This window comes from Tannerella sp. (assembly GCF_030528505.1).
In the GTDB taxonomy this organism is placed as follows: Bacteria; Bacteroidota; Bacteroidia; order Bacteroidales; family Tannerellaceae; genus Tannerella.
The window spans coordinates 1-19,675 of sequence record NZ_JAUMYS010000059.1; the positions used below are offsets into that span (position 1 = coordinate 1).

The following is a 19,675-nucleotide window of genomic DNA, read 5'->3' on the forward strand; positions in this document are numbered from 1 at the left end:
CACTATTCACTTTTAATTTTTCACTTATAAAATCAGAAAGATGATGAAAACGTATTTAATAATGGGTATGCTTATGGTAATGAGTATATGCAAGGCGCATGAGGGAAGGAACTTCGTTCATTCGGACATGCTGAAAACGATGTCGGAAAACGACAAGGCGGCGATCGTAATGGTTTATTTCGGTACGACGCATGACGACACACGTGCTCTGACGATCGACCGTCTGACGGCGCAGGTTCAGGAAACGTTTCCCGATTTTAAGGTGCGCGAAGCGTATACGTCACGCACAGTGATTCAACGTCTCGCCAAAAGAGACATTGCAAAAAAGACTCCGCTCGAAGAGCTCGACTGGTTGAAAAGACACGGTTACACACACGTGATCGTACAGCCTACGACGCTGATCGAAGGCGTTGAAATGGAAGCCCTGCGTCGCGAGGTAGCCGGCGTATCGGCCGATTTTAAGGATATTCGCGTAGGGACGCCGTTGTTGTACGCTCCCGATGATTACCGGACAGTAGCTGCCACGCTCGGCGGCTCCGCGTCGGAGAAGGGGCGGGCTGTCGTATGGGTCGGTCACGGAACGTATATGCCCGCCACGGCACAGTACGCCATGCTGGGCGATGTGATGAAGGCCGAAGGACACGAGCATCATTTCGTCGTGACGCTCGAAGGCTACCCGATGCTTTCCGATACCGAAGCGCGGATCAAGAAGAGCGGGGCCGAACGTGTGGTATTATGTCCGCTCATGTTCGTAGCCGGCGACCATGCCAAGAACGACATTGCCGGCGATATGAAAGAAGAACTTGAATCCAAAGGGTTTCAGGTAGAAACGAAAATGAAAGGATTGGGAGAATATGACGGTATTCGTGCCGTATTTATCGATCATATCCGCTTCAGTCTGCATCATAAGATGACGGACATCGTAGAAAGAAAAAAAATCTATGCGACGCCCGGGTACGAATACCGGCACGACGAATAGAGAGCCTATAAAAAAAACGTTTGTATCGGTGCAAGCGATTGCTTAAAAGGGAATCCGGTGTAAATCCGGAACTGTCCCCGCAGCTGTAAGTTCCGCAACCAACGAAAACGAAGGATACCACTGGCCATCAAGCCGGGAAGGTTCGTTTTCGGGAACAAGTCAGAAGACCTGCCGTACAAATATAACATCAGATAGCTTTCGGGTAGAAAAGCGAATGAGGAAAAAAATGCGTCCGCTACGTGTGCCGGACTACACTTCGTATTCTTCACCATTCGACGCCACACACCGAAGCTATGCTATGCAGAATAAAAGAAAACAGTTATTTTAATAGTATTAGTTTTATGAGAATCAAAAGTATTACGTTATGTGTTGTGCTCTCCGGTGCTTTGTGTACCGCGCAGGCACAAGAACAAAAAGGTTACACAAACTTTCAAGACACCACCTTTCATCTCGACGAAGTTTCGGTAACGGGGGCACTGCGAAAGAAAGTGTCCGTGATGAAACTCGACGTTCCTTCGTCTTTCTTGCCGGTATCGACGAACAGTTTGCCTTCGAAGGTGCTCGAAAACCGCGGTATCCGCAACATTCAGGATGCGGTGCGTTTCTTGCCCGGCGTGAGGGTACAGACTTCGTACGGTGCGTTTCAACAGATTTCGATCCGTGGTTTCGACCACTCCATCGTGATGGTCGACGGCGTACGCGACGAGCGGTCATCGATCAACAATTCGTATCCGTTCATGGACCTCTCGTCGATCGAGAGCATCGAACTGCTCAAAGGGCCGGCATCGGTGCTTTACGGACAGTCGGCTGTGGGCGGTGTGCTTAACATTGTCCGTAAGGCTCCTTCTGAAAAGCAAAAAGTCGACGCGCGCATCGCATATGGCAGTTATTACAATCTGCAAACGACGCTTGGTTTCGGAGGCAAACTCGCAGGGCCGCTCAATTACTTCGCGAACTTCAATTATCAGACGCAGGAAGGGTGGCGCGATAATGCCATGCACCGCTTGTCGGGCTATCTGGCCTTGGGCGGTAAGCTGACTGAGGCCGACGAGCTGGATATTCGTATCGCCGCTCACCGCGACTATTATCCCACCGAAATCGGTCTGCCCGATGTAATGCCTGCCGATATTTACAAGACGTCCGATAATTCGAAGTACCTCAGCAAAGGCGATATGTTGCCGGGGTTAGATCGCAAGGCGCGTTATAACAGTGAGTCTGACTTTATGTATAACCGTAACTTCAACGCTTCGCTTATGTGGAAACATACGTTTAGCGACGCCGCCAAACTGATGAATAAGTTCTCGTACACGAACGACGATATCGACTATTTCGGTACCGAAGACCTGGTCTACCTGACGAGTGATAAACCGATCTACAAGCATTACTATAATTATCTGTATTTCGACAAAAAAAATAAAAACAAAGACTACAAGGGTGAAATGCGGAAAAGATATATTTCGCTCGATTCGATTCGTTATAATTTCCCGTTGCGTTTTTCGCACATGGCGCAGACATACAACAATCAGTTGGAGTTGAACGGAAAGTTTTCGACCGGAACGATTAAGCACAATTATTTGGCGGGATATTCGCTGATCGCGCTGATTCGTGACACATACAGCGGCTACGATTTGGGAAAGAATGTTTACGGACCCGGTCTGACGGGACGGGGTACCGTGCATAATCCGCACAGCATCGGCTGGATGGAAACCAATTTCGGTAAAGTATCCGTTCAACGTACCCAAATGCACGGGTTCTACCTGCAAGACTTGGTTGAATTCAGTGACAAACTGAAAGTGTTGCTCGCGGCACGTTACGACTTGTACAGCTATAAGCGTGCGGCCGGTGTACCGACCCTCAACGGGCAACGTAGCTACGACATGCCGAACGATACGCTTTTCAGTCGTGTAACGACCGGCGCGTTCACGTATCGTATCGGAGCTGTTTATCTGCCGGCCGACCAGCTTTCGCTCTATGCGTCGATCGGTTCGTACTTCAAACCGATTGTCAGCTTCTACCGCGACGATGTACGCTACTACGACCGTCACGGTAAAGAATTCTTCCCTACGAAAAACGGCAAAGTATTCGATCCCGAGCAGGGCTTCCAGATCGAAGCAGGTGCGCGCTACGCGTTGGGCGAGAAACTTGAAGCCAATGTCAGCCTTTTCTATATCAACAAAAAGAATATCCAATATACGTTGGGAAACAAAGGCGATATTGTCAAAGGCGATACTTTAGGGAAAGAGATTCTGGGACAGGTTGGTCGTATGGATTCGAAAGGTTTTGATGTCGAGCTAACGTACAAGCCGATCACCGGAATGTCACTGACGGCCGGATACGGTTATACCGACGCGCGTGTGCGTGAGATCGCCGATAATCCGTACCTCGAAAGCGACCGTCTGAAAGGAAAACAATATGCCCGCATTCCCAAACATACGTTCTATGTCTATGGCGACTATGAAGTGGCCGACGACGTGCTGAAAGGTTGGGGAGTAAACTTCGACGTGACGTATCAGGATAAGGTTTTCCGCAATGCCGACAATACGACATCGTTCGATGCTTTCTGGCTGGCCAATGCAGGCCTTTCGTACCAGATGAGGAATAACGTTCGTTTGGGATTGAATGTGAACAATCTGTTCGATCAGGATTATTTCAACCAGTCGCTCGGCAACCAGTTTGTGCCCAGCATGCCGCGTAATTTCCTGCTTTCAGCCTCGTATTCATTTTAAATGAATAAAATAAAGCGCATAATCCATTCTTTTCTCTAAGAGGAAGAAGCGGCGTCGAAGAGATTCTTTTTTCTCCGACACAGCCGCTTCTTCGTTTATTTCATTCATATCATAATTCAAACACCATGTTTTCACGTATTATGTTTTCCATTCACCGGGTGCTGGGCACGTTGCTCAGCGTCTTGTTTTTCGTGTGGTTCGTGTCGGGTATCGTGATGATTTATCACGGGTTTCCGTCGGCCGGTCGCGACGAGAAAGCGGCCAAGCTGGAGCCGCTCGGTACCGATCTGCCTTCGGTCGATGAGCTGGCGCGACGCTTGCCCGACACTTGTACAATCGACGAACTGTCGGTCAGCCGTTATCTCGGACAGACCGTTTACGAGATTCGCAGCGGCAAGGAGATGTTCCGTCTGCCCGCCGACAGCGCCGAGCAACTGCCTGTCATCGAAGGAGCATATATCGCTCGTGTGGCCGCGCTCTGGTGCAACGCTCCCGTCAGCCGCATCGATTCGCTTCGTGCTTTAGATCAGTGGATACCTTTCGGACGACTGAAGGAGGAGTTTCCCATTTATAAGTTTCATTTTGCCGACAACGACGGCACCGAGCTCTACATCTCGTCGCGCAGCGGTGAGGTGCTGCAATATACGACGCGCTCCGAGCGCCTTTGGGCATGGGTCGGTGCGGTGCCTCACTGGGTCTACTTTACGTTGCTAAGGCAAGACCGCGAATTGTGGATCAAAACCGTTATTTGGCTTTCGGGCATCGGCTCCATCATGGTCATAGCCGGTCTCTATGCAGGTATTTACGTCAGTGCGAAGTCGCGCCGGCGGAAAAAGAAATGGTTCCCGTATAAGAAGAAATGGTATTACTGGCATCACGTCACGGGAATTCTTTTCGGACTCTTTGCCCTGACGTGGGCGTTCAGTGGGATGATGTCGCTTACCGACCCTCCCGAATGGCTCGTGAAAGAGCATCAAAAATATCCTATGCGTCAGACGATGGAAGCTCTGGCGCCGTCGTCTGCTGCTTATCCGCTCGATTATAAGGCGCTGATCAGTCAGTACGACGGACGTATCACCGAGATACGCTGGTCACACTTCTTCGGCTTGCCCACGTATGAAATCGTGCTCTCCGGAGCCGAACGGCTGACGATCGACGCCACGACGGCTCAACCGCTTGCCTTGACGGAAGCGCAGGCCACCGAGGCCGTACGCAGGATTCACGGCGATGATGCCGTCATCCTCACCGAACAACTGAACGAGTACGACACGTATTACCTTGACCGTAAGCGTAGGTTGGAGCTGCCCGTCTGGAAAGTCAGTGTCGAAAATGAAGACCGGAGCTGTTACTACATCACACCGTCTGATGGCCGTTTGCGCGAATACAATACGCGTCGTCGGGCACGTTTTTGGATGTATTCCGCTCTGCATGCGCTGCGTTTCAAGTTTCTGACAGAGAATCCCGTACTGTGGACGACGGTGATGTGGACACTGCTGCTCGGCGGCACGTTCGTATCATTGAGCGGCGTGGTACTGGGAATAAAATATATCGTGCGTCTCTTCCGGCGCAGGGCAAGGCGTTCCGTCGGGCATAAATAACGTGAGCCGCGAAGACGACGGCAAAAGAAGCCATTAACGAAAAAAGAGAGGCTGTTTCCAAAACGTAATGTTTGGGCACAGCCTCTTGAAGTACTCCGGCATTTCTCTTTTTATCAGCCGGTAATGCTTTTTCGGGATGACCTTGTTATGTGTTAAAGCGTATAACCTTCCGAATACGTTTTGTGGAACAGCCGGTTGGCCTCGGCTTCCGGATCGTTTACAAACTTTTCGGCTTCCGGATCCCATTGAATCGGACGCTTCATTTCGTAGGCGATGTTTCCGAGCGTGCAGACCGTGCACGAGCGATGGCCGATCTCTACCGGAACGACCGGATCGGTTTTCGTTTTTACGGCTTCGATGAAATTGGCAAGGTGAGGAATCTTCGTTTCGTAAGCCCCTTCGCTCTCCTCCGTTTTAGGCGGCAACAGACTGTCGTCCGACGCGAGGAAATGCTCTCTCGACACTTCAATCCAACCCTTGTCGCCCCAGAATTTCACTCCTTTCGTCTGTTTTTCGTTGAAAGGCTCTTCCGTCATGATTACACCGTTGGCGTATTTGTAGGTCAGGAACTTTGTATCTTCGTATCCGGCCGGAATAATTTCAACCGGTCCGCTCTTGTCCATACCCAATCCCCATTGGGCAATGTCGAACATGTGAGCCCCCCAGTCGGTGGTAAATCCTCCGCCCAGTTCGCTGTACCAGCGCCAACCGCCCCAGAACTGTTCGTTCTGCTCGGGATCGAGCGAGATCGGCGGGTTAAGCTCCGCGTTGTAGTGTACGTACTCCGACGGACCCAGCCACAACGGCCAGTTCAGATCGGCCGGAACAGACTCTTCGGGCAAATCATACGGCTTGGGAGGAGCGCCCACATAGGCATTCACCCGTTCTATTTTACCGATTTTACCTTCCTGAACCATCTTCACGGCATGTTGGAAATTCGGATCGGAACGTTGCTGGCTGCCCACGCCCAAAATCACTCCGTTTTCGCGGACGGCTTTCACCAGCATTTTGCCTTCATGAATCGTGAACGTAAGGGGTTTCTCCAGATAAATATGTTTCTTGGCTTTGCAGGCGTCGATGGCCATAAAGGCATGCCAGTGATCGGGCGAAGCGATGACAACCGCGTCGATCTCCTCGCGCGCCAGCAAATCTTTGTAATTTTCGAAGACTTCCACCGCCACTTCTTCCTGTTGATTGGCGTAATGTTCTTTTACCCTCTTGAGGAAACGTTCTCTTTTCACTCCATATACATCGGCACCGGCAACTACCCGCACGTCGGGAATACTCATATATCCATTGAGTAGGTACATGGCTTGTTGACCCAATCCGATGAATCCAATCCGGATAATTCCGTCGCCGGAGGTTGTTTGTTTGTCCTTGCACGATGTGATAAACTGAGGAAAAACAGCGATTCCCGCAGCTCCGAGAGCTGCCGTTTTCAGAAATTGTCTTCTTGTAAATCGATTACTCATGATGTTTAGATGTTGTTTGATATAACTTTTTTAAAACTTTGCGAAGTTAGCTAATAATTTCAACTACGCAGCGAATAAAAAGAAAAAATCGATAGTCCGCCATGCTGTTTTTCTGCAGGCAGTCTTTTCAGATGGAATACCTCTCTGTTTACAGTCGAAAAAAGACTTTTCAAAGAGAGATAAAAAGAATCATTCCTCTCCGATAAACTTTTTGTTTCATAAAAAGTCAGGTTTTCAGCCCTTCGGCGGAGTGTTTTTCCGTTTTTGTCCAACGCTTCGCATTGGGCTGAATGATCTCGCCCTTTCAGGGCTTTTTCAACAATCAGCGGTCAGTCCTTCGGACATTTAGCCGTTTAGGTGTTTGTTGTTTAGCGTTCAACTCAACAAATCAACATCTAAACAATTAAAGGGAGCATAAGGGCTGAAAGCCCGAATTATTTCAGCCTCATTCCGCAAGGGTGAGGGATCATGTATACACCTTGTTCGTTTCCGCGAGTAAACATTGACACTCTTATATCTCTTGTATAGAGTAAAAGCGATTACGTCAAAAGCGTTTGTTGCTGAAAAAAGTCAGACTTGAATCAGAACAATTCTGTGCAGAAGTTAGAATAAATCCACCTTTGTATTGAAAGAAATAGGGGCGTGTCACGCTTCGGGCGGCTCGCACCCAATGTTTAGCCTCGCTTCAGCGGGGCTGTTCTCTTTTATATTTCAAAATAGCACTTTTTGAGAAGCAGGATTCTTCAATTAAAAGAAGATTCCTGCCAGGTGATAGATGGCAAAAGCCGCTATCCATGCGATACTCGTGTTGTAAATCATGGAGAATACCGCCCATTTTCGACTTCCTGTTTCTTTGGCAATCGCTGCAATCGAAGCGATGCACGGAAAATAGAGCAGGACGAACACGAGGAACGCGAGTGCCGAGCGTGGCGTGAAATCGCCCGAGGCGAGCAACGTGCTGGAGAGCGTCGTTTCGTCTTCATTACTATACAGTACGCCGAGCGTACTAACGATTACCTCTTTGGCCGGAGAGCCGGAGATCAGGGCGATGGCTGCCTTCCAGTTCAGACCGAGCGGGTGCACGATCGGTTCGCAGAATTTCCCTAACCGTCCGAGGTATGAGTTCTCGTATTGTTGTGAATCGGCTACTTCGGTTTCAGCGACAGCGGGCACATCGGCCGACGGACGCGGATAATAGCTCAAAAACCAGATGATCACCGACGCCACAAGCACAACGCCTCCGATCTTTCGCAGGTATTGCTCGCCTTTATCCCACATGTGTCTGAGTGTCGCACGTAGGGTAGGCATACGATACGGAGGAAGCTCCATCACAAAAGGCGTTTCGTCGGCTTTGAATACTCCCCGACGAAGCAATCGCGCCGTGACTACGGCTACTCCGATACCGAAGAAATAAAGTAGGACGAGTATAGTTCCGGCACTGTTCGGGAAGAACGTTCCTGCCAGCAGAAGATAAACAGGGAGTCGAGCACTGCATGACATGAAGGGGTTAATCAGGATTGTGATCAACCGGCTGCTGTGGCTCTCGATCGTGCGTGTGGCCAGGATGGCCGGTACATTACATCCGAATCCCATCAGCAAAGGGATAAATGATTTGCCGTGTAATCCCATCCGGTGCATGATGCGATCCATGATAAATGCCGCGCGCGCCATGTAGCCCGAATCTTCCATCAGGGAGATGAAGAGATACAGCACCAGAATGTTCGGCAGAAAAACGGCCACACTGCCTACTCCGCCGATGATGCCGTTCACGAGTAAATCCTTCAATGCTCCGTCTGCCATGGAGGAGGTGATCCATTCGCCGAGGCTGGCGAATCCTGTTTCGATCCACTCTTGCGGGAAAGCGCCCAGCCAGAACGTAGTCATGAATGTGAGCCACATCAGGAAGATAAAGATGGGGAAGCCCAACCATCGGTTGGCCACCAAGCGGTCGATAAAGCCCGTCTTACGATGTGTGTCTTGATTGCCCGGTGTATAAACCTCCTGCAAAGCACCGGCAATAAAGCCGTATTTGAAATCGATTACGGTCGCCTCCATATCGTCGTTCAGCTGACGTTTGAGCCGTGTCTTTGCGTGGTCGGCCGCATCTTTCCATGCGGCGTAGTTCGCACAATGACCGAGCATACGTTCGGCCTCGCTGTCGTCTTCCAACATCTTTAACGCCCAGTAACGGGGAGGAAACTGATACGGCAGGTCGTCGGCCGCTTGCATCTTTGTCGAAAGTTTGTCGAGTTCCGCCTCGATGGCTGTGCCGTAATTGATCCGTATCTGACGCTGGATCGTACTCCGATTCTCGAAGACGTCGATTACGGTATCCAGCAATTTATCGAGTCCTTTACCGTTCTTAGCAACGGTTGGGGCCATAGGGATACCAATCATCGCACCGAAGTGAGGGTAATCGAGCGTAGCACCGCTGTTAGTAAGTTCGTCGTACATATTCAGAGCAACAACCACGGGCTGGCTCAAGTCGATGAGCTCAGTTGTGAGGTAAAGGTTGCGTTCGAGGTTTGACGCCGAGACGACATTGATAATCACATCGGGCTGATTGTCGAAAATATGCTGTCGGACGTAACGCTCTTCGGGCGAGTAGGGAGAGAGTGAATAAGTGCCGGGTAAGTCGGTGATGTTGAATTTATAACCGTTGTATGTGAAGTGTCCGCTCTTGGCTGCGACGGTGACGCCGCTGTAATTACCCACATGTTCACGCCCTCCGGATAGCACATTGAAGAGCGATGTTTTACCGCTGTTCGGATTGCCCACCAGCGCGATACGAATTTCGTTCTTGTGACGGGTTGCAGATGGTGATCCGTTGTGTGTCACGGTCGTTTCATGGTCGGCCACACCATTCGTACGATGTACATCTTTCGTTTCTTCAAAGGCTTTCTCCGCTTCTTCTTCCGAAAGCACTTCAATCATAGCTGCCTCGCTGCGCCGAAGCGAGACTTCGTATCCCATTACGGAATATTTCACCGGGTCGTTCAGCGGAGAGTCGAGCACCGATGTCACGTGCTGACCGCGTACAAAACCCATTTCGATGATGCGTCGCCGGAAAGCGCCATGCCCCGTAACCCGTACGATCATCCCCGATTCGCCATTATGTAAGTCCGATAATTTCATTTTCTCCTTTATTTTTGCAAGGCAAAAATAAGTTGTTTTTTCTACTCTGTCAATCCCCATTATTGGGGGTATGTGAAGGAGGTACGAGGTAAGAGGTTCTCACACGATGATGGGCAGAAAAGGAATTCCGGTTATGCTACTTTTTTTCAAAGGCCGGCTGATGATCGAGCCGTTTCAGCCCGCCGACGTAAATCAGCAGGATCACATTCATCAGCAGGGCATAGATGATAGACGGCACGGCTATCAGATCGTTGTTGAAGATAATCGGGCTGGTGGCAACGGCGATGCCTTGCGCCGCATTTTGCATGCCTACTTCGATGATGATGGTGCGCCGTTCGCGTTTTCGCAGTTGCATGGATCGTGCCAGTCCCGCTCCGGCGAAGGCGGCAAGCAAGATCATCGACGTGATGCACGCCCCGAGCAAACCGATATGTTCGCGAATCGTCTCCCGGTGCTGCACAAAGAAGAGGGTTGCCAAGAGAATCAGCGCGGGGAACGCAATCCGCGACAGTGCCCGGTCAATCGCGATGGCGGCTGACGGAGAACGTCGTCTGACGAATATCCCAGCCGCAATCGGAAGCAACATCAGTAAGAGATTCTGGATGATCAGTCCTCTTACAGGCAAATGCACGTCGATGCTTTCGCCACCGGCCATATATACGGCCAATCCCATGATAAACGGTAGGGTGAACAGGGTGATGACGCTACTCAAAGCCGTTAATGTGACCGACAGGGCCACATCTCCTTTGGCAAGCATGGAAAAAATATTGGACGAACTGCCTCCCGGCGAGCAGGCGATAAGTACCAGTCCGATGAAGAACAGTGGAGGCAGACGAAACGCCCAGCCCAGCATCATGGCAAGTGCCGGAAGAACAATGATCTGTCCGACTAATCCAGTAAAGACGGCGCGCGGGCGTCGGCGGAACAGCAGGAAATCTTTCCACTCGAGTGTGAGACCCAAATTGAACATTAACAGGGAAAGAATCGGCAGTACGATCCAAATTGCATTCATCTCTTCATTAATTTTGGCCACAAAGATAATGCAAGCTGCGAGGGGAATAAAATTTTGCGGATACAAAAAAGTCCGGACTTTCACAAGCCCGGACTTCTCACAATCTTTAATTTAATTCGGTCAATCGGTTTGATTGACCCAATACGTATCCTGCAAGCTATCTGCGCGAAGCATCTTGATGCGGTTATTGTACGTCAGATTCAATAACCCGAGGTAGCTTCTGTACTGATCTCCGGTCAATGTCTCCTTCATCAGTTTCAGATTGCCGTAAATGGCCTGCTCCATTCTCTTTTCCCGCAAGTCCTTATTGGAATAGGTCAGGCTTTTCCGTTGCATCTCGATAAAATAATCGTTTATTTCGGTCACTTCTTTTACTTGTTGCGCATCCAACTGTAAATAGCGACTCAACTGTGTCATATCAATAACCACAGGAACCTGATCCGAAGGCTTGTTTCCCGCAAAACTCATGGTTACACTTACTAACAAGGTTGTAACAACCAAACTCAAACGTTTCATAACTCTATCCATTTTATTATTCATATTCTTTTTTGTTATTCTTCAAAGACTATCGGGACGAAACCCGGCTGTCGTTTTATTTACGATGCAAAGATGGGGCGAAAACGATGCGTTTGTTTCCGATTTCTCAGCATCACGAAAAAAAGGGGGATGATTACGAAAAAGGAACGGTCAGTGGGCGCTCGGTAATTCCCATGGAGAACTGTAATGTTTTGAATCATACAATAGAAAGAAATGCTCCTGCACGATACATTTTTCGGGCAAAGACGAAAAAGGTGGCGCCAAAGACGAAAAAAAGGCGGTTTATCGTACCTTGTGTTTGGGAAAAACGGGCGAAATATTTTCATATCTTTGCAAACAAAGAAATACCATCATGTTTACAATAAAAAAATTCACTTCGGTACAGGCGCTACTCCTGTTCGGTTTATTAATGGGCGTTTTTATCATTTATCCGAATATCGCCCAGATACCGTGGGATATCCCCAGGCATGTACAAAGTGCAGGGGAAGGTGGAGGTGCGATGCAGGTGCCTGTACATACCATGAACATCAAACACGTCTGTTTCGAAAGTTTGACCGGTTACTGGCTTTTTTTCGTTTTTCGCTACTTGTTTTTTAGCATTACCATCTGGGTACTGCTGATTATCAACATCAAAAAAATCAAACAGCCTGTTTTCGCCCGACGTATCTTCCTGACGGCCGTTGTTACGGCGTTGGCTTACGGACTCTATATTTTGACTTCGTTATCGATCAAGAAACATATCGATTGTTTCACTATCCACTTGCTGTTTCAGTTTGTCGTGGCCTGTGTGTTGTGTGTGCTCATCGGTTACGCAACGGCGTTGTATTCCGTACAGCGTGAGAAGGAGCTGGAGATTGAGCGGTTGAAAAGAGAAACGCTGCAAAGTCGTTGCGACGCGTTGGCCAACCAGATCAATCCGCATTTCTTCTTTAACTCGCTCAACGGCTTGACGTATCTTGTCCGAAGCGACGACAAAGAGCGGACGCTGGAATTTGTGAACAAACTCTCGAACGTATTCCGTTTCATCTTGCAGAGTGACAAGAAAGGGCTCGTAACGCTAAGCGAAGAGTTGAACTTTCTTGACTCGTTCCGTTATCTGCTCGAAGTCCGTTTTGCCGATAAACTGACGTTCGACATCCGGGTGGATGAGTCTGCCACAACCATGAAATTGCCGGTGCTGTCGCTTCTCCCGCTCGTCGATAATGCTGTAGTACATAACGCGATCGACAGCGAGCATAAGATACGCATGGTTATCGCTACCCGAAGCGACAGCGATTCGGGCGAAACGGTACTGACCGTATCCAATCCCATCTATCCGAAGCTGGAAAAGCCCGTCACGAACGGCACCGGATTGACGAACCTGAGCGCACGCTACCAGTTGATGGTGCACAAAGATATTCGTATCGAAAAGACGGACGATACGTTTACCGTTATTTTACCGTTGAGCTAAAAACATTGTATAAGCCATGAAAGTGTTAATTGTTGAAGACGAAACGGCGGCCAGTGAAAACCTGAAGAAGATACTGAGCGAGATCGACGATACCCTTGAAGTGAAGGGGGTGACGGAAAGTGTCAGCCAGACGGTTAAATGGCTGCAAACGCACGATGCGCCCGACCTGATATTCATGGATATCCATCTCTCGGACGGGTCGGCATTCCATATTTTTCAGATGATTACCGTCGAGACACCCATTATTTTTACGACGGCCTACGACGAGTATGCCCTCGATGCTTTTCGGGTCAACAGCATCGATTACATTCTGAAACCTGTCGATACGGAAGCCTTGAGACGCGCTCTGGAAAAGTTTCGCAAACTGACGAAGCGCGACATGCGCGAATACATCACTCAGCAGGCGCAATTGACCCCGACGGGGAAATACATCCAGAAAATCCTGATTCCGGTGAAGGATAAGCTCGTTCCGGTCACGCTTTCGGACGTTTCGTTTTTCTATACGACCGAGAGCAATACGACAGTCCATTTGAGAGACGGCAAGATTTATCCGTATGCCAAAACGCTCGACAGCATGATGCAACACCTGAATCCCGACGTGTTTTTCCGTGCCAACAAGCAATTCATCATTGCGCGTGAGAGCGTGACGAACATCACGGTCTGGTTCGACAGTCGTTTGTTGGTCACGTTGGACGCACAGATGCCGGAACGTCTTTACGTGAGTAAAAATCGCGCGTCGGACTTTAAAAAGTGGATGGTCGGGTAGTTTCTACCGTCCTGCATTGATTTCTTCAGGAGGTTTTGCCGTAAAACGCCTTTGGATTGTGTTTCGTGATAAAACCGTATTTTTCGTTTTTACGGAAAAAAGAAACGATTCGACCGTTTATGTTTTATCTTTGTAACAGAAATTTATTTGTACGAACAATTTAGTAAATCATTAGGCTATGCTACGAAAAACCAGAGTCGCGTTCGCCGTTGTCTGTATCGTCTCGGCCACGTTACTCTTTCTTGATTTTACGGGTACAGCCCGTTATGTATTCGGTTGGCTGGCAAAAATTCAATTCTGGCCGGCTGTGCTCGCGTTGAATATCGGCGTAATTCTTGCGTTGATTGTGTTGACACTCCTTTTCGGGCGTGTCTATTGTTCGATTGTCTGTCCGCTTGGTATCTTTCAAGACGTGATTTCACGGATCTCCGGGCGATTCAACAAACGCCGGTTCCGCTATTCACCGGCGCTTTCGTGGTTGCGTTATACGGTGTTGGCGCTTTTTGTCGGAGCTTTTTCCGTCAGTTCGTTCGTTGTCGGGGCTGGTGTTGCGAGGGCTTTCGTATCGTTGCTCTCACCTTACAGCGCTTACGGACGTATCGTAAACGGGTTGTTGGCTCCCGTTTACCGGGCGGGCAATAACCTGCTGGCCCATTTTGCCGAACGGATAGACAGTTATGCCTTCTATACCGTCGATGTGATAGAGTATAAGGGGGTAATGATGTTGGCCGTTCCGCTTGTGACGTTGGTGGTGCTGGCTGTGCTCGCATGGCGTAACGGACGGACGTATTGCAATACGATTTGTCCTGTCGGCACGGTGCTGGGGTTCGTGTCGAACTATTCGTTGTTCAAGATACGGATCGATGCGGACCAATGTAACCGGTGCGGTTTGTGCGAACGGAATTGCAAAGCATCGTGTATCGATTCGAAAGCACATACGGTCGATTACAGTCGATGCGTATCGTGCATGAACTGCATCGACAGCTGCCGTAAAAAAGCGATCGCTTTCGTACCGATGCGTAAAACGCGAGGGCTTGTATCGGAGCATCATCGGGTGGCCTGCATGGAGGTAGCCCCGTCGGAGTCGCTTTCGAGACCACGTTCGAGAGAGGGCGTACATTCACGCCGTCATTTTTTTACCGCTACGGCATCAGTCATACTCGCTTCGGCGGTGAAGGCACAAGACAAGAAAGTCGACGGGGGGCTTGCGGAGATCAAAGACAAGGTGCTTCCCGACCGTGTGACGAAGCTCACCCCTCCGGGAGCGATCAGCGCACGCCATTTCGCGCGTCAGTGTACCGCATGCCAGCTCTGTGTATCGGCCTGTCCGAACCATGTGCTTCGTCCTTCCGATCATTGGACGACCCTCATGCAGCCCGAAATGGAATATGACCGCGGCTACTGTCGGCCGGAGTGTACGAAATGCTCCGAGGTCTGTCCCACAGGCGCTATCCGTCCCATCACGCAGGAAGTCAAGACTTCGTTACAAATCGGACATGCGGTGTGGGTCATGGAAGATTGCATCGTGAAGCGTGACGGGGTGAAGTGTGGCAACTGCGAGCGTCATTGTCCGAACGGAGCCATCACCATGATCGCTTCCGATCCGGACGACGAAGATTCACTTCGCTTCCCTTCCGTCGATACCGAGCGTTGCATCGGTTGCGGCGCGTGCGAATACGTTTGCCCTTCGCGCCCTTTCAGTGCGATTTACGTAGTCGGTCACGAAGTACATCGTTCCGTTTAATCATGTTAAACAGTCATTAAAATGAAAAAGAATCAGCTCAATCGAAGAGAATTTATCAAGGTGCTTGGCGGAACGGCAGCTTCGACCGCGGCGCTTTACGGATGTACGAATCCCAAACAACGGCGTAGAGCGATCGGCGAAGTGCCGACCGACCGGATGACGTACCGTACGAATCCCAATACCGGCGACAGGGTATCGCTTCTCGGATACGGATGTATGCGCCTGCCGACCCTGAGCAGCGAGAGCGCGCGGGAGTCGGAAAACGATATCGATCAGGAAATGGTTAACCGTCTGACGGACTATGCCATTGAACACGGGGTGAATTATTTCGATACGTCGCCCGCTTATTGCAAAGGTAGGTCGGAGCAGGCGATGGGGATTGCGCTCAGCCGTCATGCGCGCGACAAATATTTCATTGCGACGAAGCTCTCGAACTTCTCGCCGGACACATGGAGCCGGGAGGCTTCGCTCGAAATGTATCACCATTCGTTCAAGTATTTACAGGTAGACTATATCGATTACCTGCTCCTGCACGCCATCGGGCTGGGAGGGATGGAAGCGCTCAAAGGTCGCTATCTCGACAACGGAATGCTTGATTTCCTGCTGAAAGAACGTGATGCCGGACGCATCCGTAATCTGGGGTTTTCGTATCACGGCGATATCGAAGTGTTCGATTATTTGCTGTCGCGCCACGACGAATGCAAGTGGGACTTTGTGCAGATCCAGTTGAATTACGTCGATTGGAAACACGCGAAGGAAGTGAATCCGTCGAACACGAATGCCGAATACCTTTATGGCGAGTTGAAGAAACGCAATATCCCGTCCATCATCATGGAGCCCTTGCTGGGCGGACGGCTGGCCAGTCTCAACGGCCTCTCCACGGAGCTGTTGCGGGCGATGGACCCCGAAGCGAGTACGGCATCCTGGGCGTTTCGTTTCGCCGGCTCGGAACCGGATGTGCTGACCGTGCTCAGCGGCATGACGTATATGGAACATTTACAGGAAAACATACGCACCTATTCGCCGATCCGGCCGTTGAACGACAAGGAACGCGCGATGCTGGAAGAGGTGGCGCTGACGATGCTGAAATACCCGCTTATTCAGTGCAACGCGTGCCAGTACTGTATGCCGTGTCCTTACGGGCTGGATATTCCCGGAATCTTTACGTATTATAATAAATGCCTGAACGAAGGTAATTTCTCGGATAACATACACGACGCACATTATCGCAGAGCGAGGCATGCGTTTCTGGTCGGGTACGACCGCAAGGTGGAAAGGAAGCGTCAGGCAGACCGTTGTACGACTTGCGGCCAATGCAACCCGCACTGTCCGCAGCGTCTCGATATACCGGCAGAGATGCTGAAGGTCGACCGGTATGTGGAACAGCTCAGACGCAACGCGTAGTGCTGTATCGGTCGAACGGAGTGACCGGAGGCCGTTTTCCGCGTGATGAACCGGCAAATAAGCACACAAAAAAAGCGCCTTTTCACAAAGGCGCTCTTTCCATAAAGTATGATTTATTTGTAAAAGAAATTTATTTCACTCTTTTATATCCGTAAACCGCCAATGCGCCCAATTCTTCTTCGATACGAAGCAACTGGTTGTATTTAGCCATACGGTCGCTGCGGCTCAACGAGCCGGTTTTGATTTGTCCGCTGTTCGTGGCAACGGCAATATCGGCGATTGTAGCGTCTTCCGTTTCGCCCGAGCGATGGCTCGTAACCGTCGTGTATCCGTGGCGGTGCGCCATTTCGATCGTATCGAGCGTTTCGCTCAGCGAGCCGATCTGGTTCACCTTGATCAGGATTGAGTTACCGCAAGCCGTTTCGATACCTTTCGAGAGGAATTCGACGTTCGTCACGAAGAGGTCGTCACCTACCAGCTGACAGCGGTCGCCGATGCGTGCGGTAAGTTTCTTCCATCCGTCCCAGTCGTTTTCGCTCATACCGTCTTCGATCGAGTCGATCGGATATTTGTTGATCAGTTCTTCGAGATAGGCGATCTGTTCGTCGGCCGTACGTTTTTTGCCGTTTTCTCCTTCGAAGAGGCTGTAGTCGTACACGCCGTTTTTATAGAACTCCGACGCGGCGCAGTCCATGGCGATCTTCACGTCCTTTCCGGGTTCGTATCCGGCAGCTTTGATGGCTTGGATGATGGAGTCGAGAGCGTCTTCCGTTCCGTTGAGAGCGGGAGCGAATCCGCCTTCGTCACCTACGGCCGTGCTGAGTCCGCGGTCGTGCAATACTTTTTTCAGGGCATGGAACACTTCGGCACCCATGCGCAGACCTTCGCGGAACGAGGGTGCGCCTACGGGGCGAATCATAAATTCCTGGAAGGCGATGGGGGCGTCGCTGTGCGATCCGCCGTTGATGATGTTCATCATCGGTACGGGCATCACGTACGTGTTCGTTCCGCCGATATAGCGGTAGAGCGGCATGTCAAGATAGTTGGCTGCTGCTTTGGCTACGGCGAGCGATACGCCGAGGATGGCGTTGGCGCCGAGTTTCGACTTCGTCTTCGTGCCATCGAGCTCAAGCATTTTCCGGTCGATGGCGCGTTGTTCGAGCGAAGACATCCCGATCAGCGCCGGGGCGATGATGTTGTTCACATTCTCGACGGCTTTGAGTGTGCCTTTGCCGCAATAACGTTGTTTGTCGCCATCGCGCAATTCGAGGGCTTCGTGTTCGCCGGTCGATGCGCCGGAGGGTACACTGGCACGTCCGATGATACCCGACTCCAGTCTGATGTCTACTTCTACCGTAGGATTTCCGCGCGAATCCAATATTTCGCGGGCTGTAATCTGTTCTATTCTCATGTTACTTTTACATTAATTGTTTACGGCCGACAAATATAAGGCAAAAAAAGCACTTCCGCAACCTTTGCCGGTCGGCGTGTTCGGACACTCTTGCCGATGCGTTTACGCTTTTGTCTGCTTCACGCCCGTTCGGCTTCGCAGGCGTCTTTTTTCTTTGAGCAGAAGCGTTTGCATTGCTCGCAGATGTTGTAGCCCAGAAGCGCTCCGAGGATAAAATCTTCTTCGGGGGTGAGCCGGTTCAGGGGACGCTCGACGAAGGTGCGTACCGTCTCCAGACATTCCGGCTGCCCGAAGTAAAGATTGATGTTGTTTCTCCCTGCGCGTTGGACGAGGTAAGGGATGTTTTGTCGTTCGAGCCGTTCGCGTGCGAGGGTCAGATAGCGCTCGTTCAGGGTGAAGAGCACAAGGTTTCGCACGCCTTTCTTGTATTCGTAGATATGATTGTGCAAGACCCTGATCTCGGCCGGCAACATGCCCGTTCGTTCCATCGCGGTATGTCTTATTTCAGAGAGGCTACCCAGCGGCCGATGCGGTCGTCCGTTTTGTTCGGTTCGTTCTCTTCGTCGATCGGCAGACCGATGAACTGTCCGTCTACTACGGCTTCGGAGCTGTCGAACGTATATTCGGACGGATCCACTTGTCCGACGAAGGTTGCCCCCGACGATTTCAGTCCTTCGTAGATGACGCCCAGCGCACTGCAGAACGTATCCGAATAGGAAGACGAATCACCTGCACCGAAGAGACCGATTTTCTTACCTGCCAGATCGGCTTGTTTGAGCGTTTCCAGCCCGTCGTACCAGTCGTCCTGCAAATCGCCGGCGCCCCACGTGGAGCAACCCAGCAGCAGCATGTCATATTGGGCTACATCGGCCGCTGTGACTTTGGCTACTTCGTACACGTCTTCACTCGCAATGTTCATCTGTGAGGCTATGCGGCCTGCAATGTCTTCGGTCGTACCTGTCGTAGAACCGTAAATAATGGCTGTTTTTCCCATGTCTTTTTTTATCGTTTAAATTTCGCATGCAAAGTTAGAGTCGCCGATAGTGCGCCGCAATCCCCATTTGTGTGGATTTTTTGTCGTTTTATCCCCAATAATCGGGATGCGTTTTGCGAGTAGTGAAAAATCCTTCGGGTGTTGAGGTGTTTAGGTGTTGATTTGTTGAGATGTTTATAGCCCTTCGGGCGTTGATTTGTTGAGATGTTTAGTTGTCAGGCAGCATTCAGTATTCAGCGGTCAGCGTTCAGCCCTTCGGGTGTTGAGGGGTTTGATTGTTGAGATGTTTAGTTGTTGATTTGTTGGCTGAATCCTGACTACTGGCTATTAATTCAGGCTTTCAGCCCTCCCAAACAAGGAATGGGGATCGATACCCCACCCTTGCGGGATGGGGCTGAAATAGATCGGGCTTTCAGCCCTTATGCTTCTTTTAATTGTTGAGTTGTT

Annotated in this window: 14 protein-coding genes and 1 riboswitch; of the genes, 7 read left to right on the forward strand and 7 right to left on the reverse strand. The window is 50.4% G+C overall.

The window, feature by feature from the left end; genetic code table 11:
- Positions 1-43: 43 nt before the first annotated feature.
- From Q4A89_RS09360 to Q4A89_RS09370, 3 genes are all read left to right on the forward strand, one after another.
- On the forward strand, positions 44-979 hold the full coding sequence (locus tag Q4A89_RS09360; RefSeq protein WP_303185130.1) for a sirohydrochlorin cobaltochelatase: 936 nt from the start codon (positions 44-46) through the stop codon (positions 977-979).
- Positions 980-988: 9 nt separating this feature from the next.
- A riboswitch (cobalamin riboswitch) is annotated at positions 989-1,170 on the forward strand.
- Positions 1,171-1,320: 150 nt separating this feature from the next.
- Entirely contained in the window at positions 1,321-3,705 is a 2,385-nt protein-coding gene (locus Q4A89_RS09365; protein ID WP_303185113.1) for a TonB-dependent siderophore receptor, read from the forward strand.
- Positions 3,706-3,830: 125 nt separating this feature from the next.
- Positions 3,831-5,303 (forward strand): PepSY domain-containing protein, encoded by a 1,473-nt coding sequence (locus tag Q4A89_RS09370; protein WP_303185114.1) that lies wholly within the window; start codon positions 3,831-3,833, stop codon positions 5,301-5,303.
- 152 nt (positions 5,304-5,455) lie between these two features.
- On the opposite strand, the gene Q4A89_RS09375 is transcribed toward Q4A89_RS09370, so the two are convergent.
- From Q4A89_RS09375 to Q4A89_RS09390, 4 genes are all read right to left on the reverse strand, one after another.
- Positions 5,456-6,775: a Gfo/Idh/MocA family oxidoreductase gene (locus Q4A89_RS09375; RefSeq protein ID WP_303185116.1), complete on the reverse strand. Its 1,320-nt coding sequence runs from the start codon at positions 6,773-6,775 to the stop codon at positions 5,456-5,458.
- A 747-nt stretch (positions 6,776-7,522) separates the two neighbouring features.
- Positions 7,523-9,910 carry a ferrous iron transport protein B gene (gene feoB / locus Q4A89_RS09380; RefSeq protein WP_303185117.1) on the reverse strand — a complete coding sequence of 796 codons (2,388 nt, stop codon included), beginning with the start codon at positions 9,908-9,910 and terminating at the stop codon, positions 7,523-7,525.
- A gap of 136 nt (positions 9,911-10,046) precedes the next feature.
- Positions 10,047-10,922 (reverse strand): bile acid:sodium symporter family protein, encoded by an 876-nt coding sequence (locus tag Q4A89_RS09385; protein ID WP_303185118.1) that lies wholly within the window; start codon positions 10,920-10,922, stop codon positions 10,047-10,049.
- A 120-nt stretch (positions 10,923-11,042) separates the two neighbouring features.
- Complete coding sequence (locus Q4A89_RS09390) at positions 11,043-11,438, reverse strand: hypothetical protein (protein WP_303185119.1); 396 nt, start codon at positions 11,436-11,438, stop codon at positions 11,043-11,045.
- 373 nt (positions 11,439-11,811) lie between these two features.
- Here Q4A89_RS09390 and Q4A89_RS09395 point away from each other — a divergent pair, with 373 nt between their 5' ends.
- The 4 genes from Q4A89_RS09395 to Q4A89_RS09410 all read left to right on the forward strand — a co-directional run bounded on the left by Q4A89_RS09395 (position 11,812) and on the right by Q4A89_RS09410 (position 16,823).
- Positions 11,812-12,909, forward strand: a complete 1,098-nt coding sequence (locus Q4A89_RS09395) for a sensor histidine kinase (RefSeq protein WP_303185120.1) — start codon at positions 11,812-11,814, stop codon at positions 12,907-12,909.
- 16 nt (positions 12,910-12,925) lie between these two features.
- Entirely contained in the window at positions 12,926-13,675 is a 750-nt protein-coding gene (locus tag Q4A89_RS09400) for a LytTR family DNA-binding domain-containing protein (RefSeq protein WP_303185121.1), read from the forward strand.
- A 178-nt stretch (positions 13,676-13,853) separates the two neighbouring features.
- A complete protein-coding gene (locus Q4A89_RS09405; protein ID WP_303185122.1) occupies positions 13,854-15,419 on the forward strand; it encodes a 4Fe-4S binding protein in 1,566 nt (521 codons plus the stop codon).
- A 21-nt stretch (positions 15,420-15,440) separates the two neighbouring features.
- Positions 15,441-16,823, forward strand: a complete 1,383-nt coding sequence (locus tag Q4A89_RS09410; RefSeq protein WP_303185124.1) for an aldo/keto reductase — start codon at positions 15,441-15,443, stop codon at positions 16,821-16,823.
- 130 nt (positions 16,824-16,953) lie between these two features.
- Here the strand turns inward: Q4A89_RS09410 and eno are convergent, their stop codons facing one another.
- The 3 genes from eno to fldA all read right to left on the reverse strand — a co-directional run bounded on the left by eno (position 16,954) and on the right by fldA (position 19,228).
- Complete coding sequence (gene eno / locus Q4A89_RS09415; RefSeq protein ID WP_303185126.1) at positions 16,954-18,234, reverse strand: phosphopyruvate hydratase; 1,281 nt, start codon at positions 18,232-18,234, stop codon at positions 16,954-16,956.
- A 119-nt stretch (positions 18,235-18,353) separates the two neighbouring features.
- Entirely contained in the window at positions 18,354-18,722 is a 369-nt protein-coding gene (locus Q4A89_RS09420; protein WP_303185127.1) for a DUF2023 family protein, read from the reverse strand.
- Positions 18,723-18,733: 11 nt separating this feature from the next.
- The gene (gene fldA, locus Q4A89_RS09425) at positions 18,734-19,228 is read right to left on the reverse strand and encodes a flavodoxin FldA (protein ID WP_303185129.1); all 495 of its coding nucleotides are present in this window, start codon (positions 19,226-19,228) and stop codon (positions 18,734-18,736) included.
- Between the last annotated feature and the right edge of the window lie 447 nt (positions 19,229-19,675).

Bases quoted from the DNA above. Each gene is read 5' to 3' on its own strand.
- Q4A89_RS09385 (WP_303185118.1), bottom strand. From the start codon at position 10,922: ATGAATGCAATTTGGATCGTACTGCCGATTCTTTCCCTGTTAATGTTC.
- Q4A89_RS09370 (WP_303185114.1), top strand. From the start codon at position 3,831: ATGTTTTCACGTATTATGTTTTCCATTCACCGGGTGCTGGGCACGTTG.
- Q4A89_RS09395 (WP_303185120.1), top strand. From the start codon at position 11,812: ATGTTTACAATAAAAAAATTCACTTCGGTACAGGCGCTACTCCTGTTC.
- Q4A89_RS09360 (WP_303185130.1), top strand. From the start codon at position 44: ATGAAAACGTATTTAATAATGGGTATGCTTATGGTAATGAGTATATGC.
- Q4A89_RS09400 (WP_303185121.1), top strand. From the start codon at position 12,926: ATGAAAGTGTTAATTGTTGAAGACGAAACGGCGGCCAGTGAAAACCTG.
- feoB (WP_303185117.1), bottom strand. From the start codon at position 9,910: ATGAAATTATCGGACTTACATAATGGCGAATCGGGGATGATCGTACGG.
- fldA (WP_303185129.1), bottom strand. From the start codon at position 19,228: ATGGGAAAAACAGCCATTATTTACGGTTCTACGACAGGTACGACCGAA.
- Q4A89_RS09375 (WP_303185116.1), bottom strand. From the start codon at position 6,775: ATGAGTAATCGATTTACAAGAAGACAATTTCTGAAAACGGCAGCTCTC.
- Q4A89_RS09410 (WP_303185124.1), top strand. From the start codon at position 15,441: ATGAAAAAGAATCAGCTCAATCGAAGAGAATTTATCAAGGTGCTTGGC.
- Q4A89_RS09405 (WP_303185122.1), top strand. From the start codon at position 13,854: ATGCTACGAAAAACCAGAGTCGCGTTCGCCGTTGTCTGTATCGTCTCG.
- Q4A89_RS09365 (WP_303185113.1), top strand. From the start codon at position 1,321: ATGAGAATCAAAAGTATTACGTTATGTGTTGTGCTCTCCGGTGCTTTG.
- Q4A89_RS09420 (WP_303185127.1), bottom strand. From the start codon at position 18,722: ATGGAACGAACGGGCATGTTGCCGGCCGAGATCAGGGTCTTGCACAAT.
- Q4A89_RS09390 (WP_303185119.1), bottom strand. From the start codon at position 11,438: ATGAAACGTTTGAGTTTGGTTGTTACAACCTTGTTAGTAAGTGTAACC.
- eno (WP_303185126.1), bottom strand. From the start codon at position 18,234: ATGAGAATAGAACAGATTACAGCCCGCGAAATATTGGATTCGCGCGGA.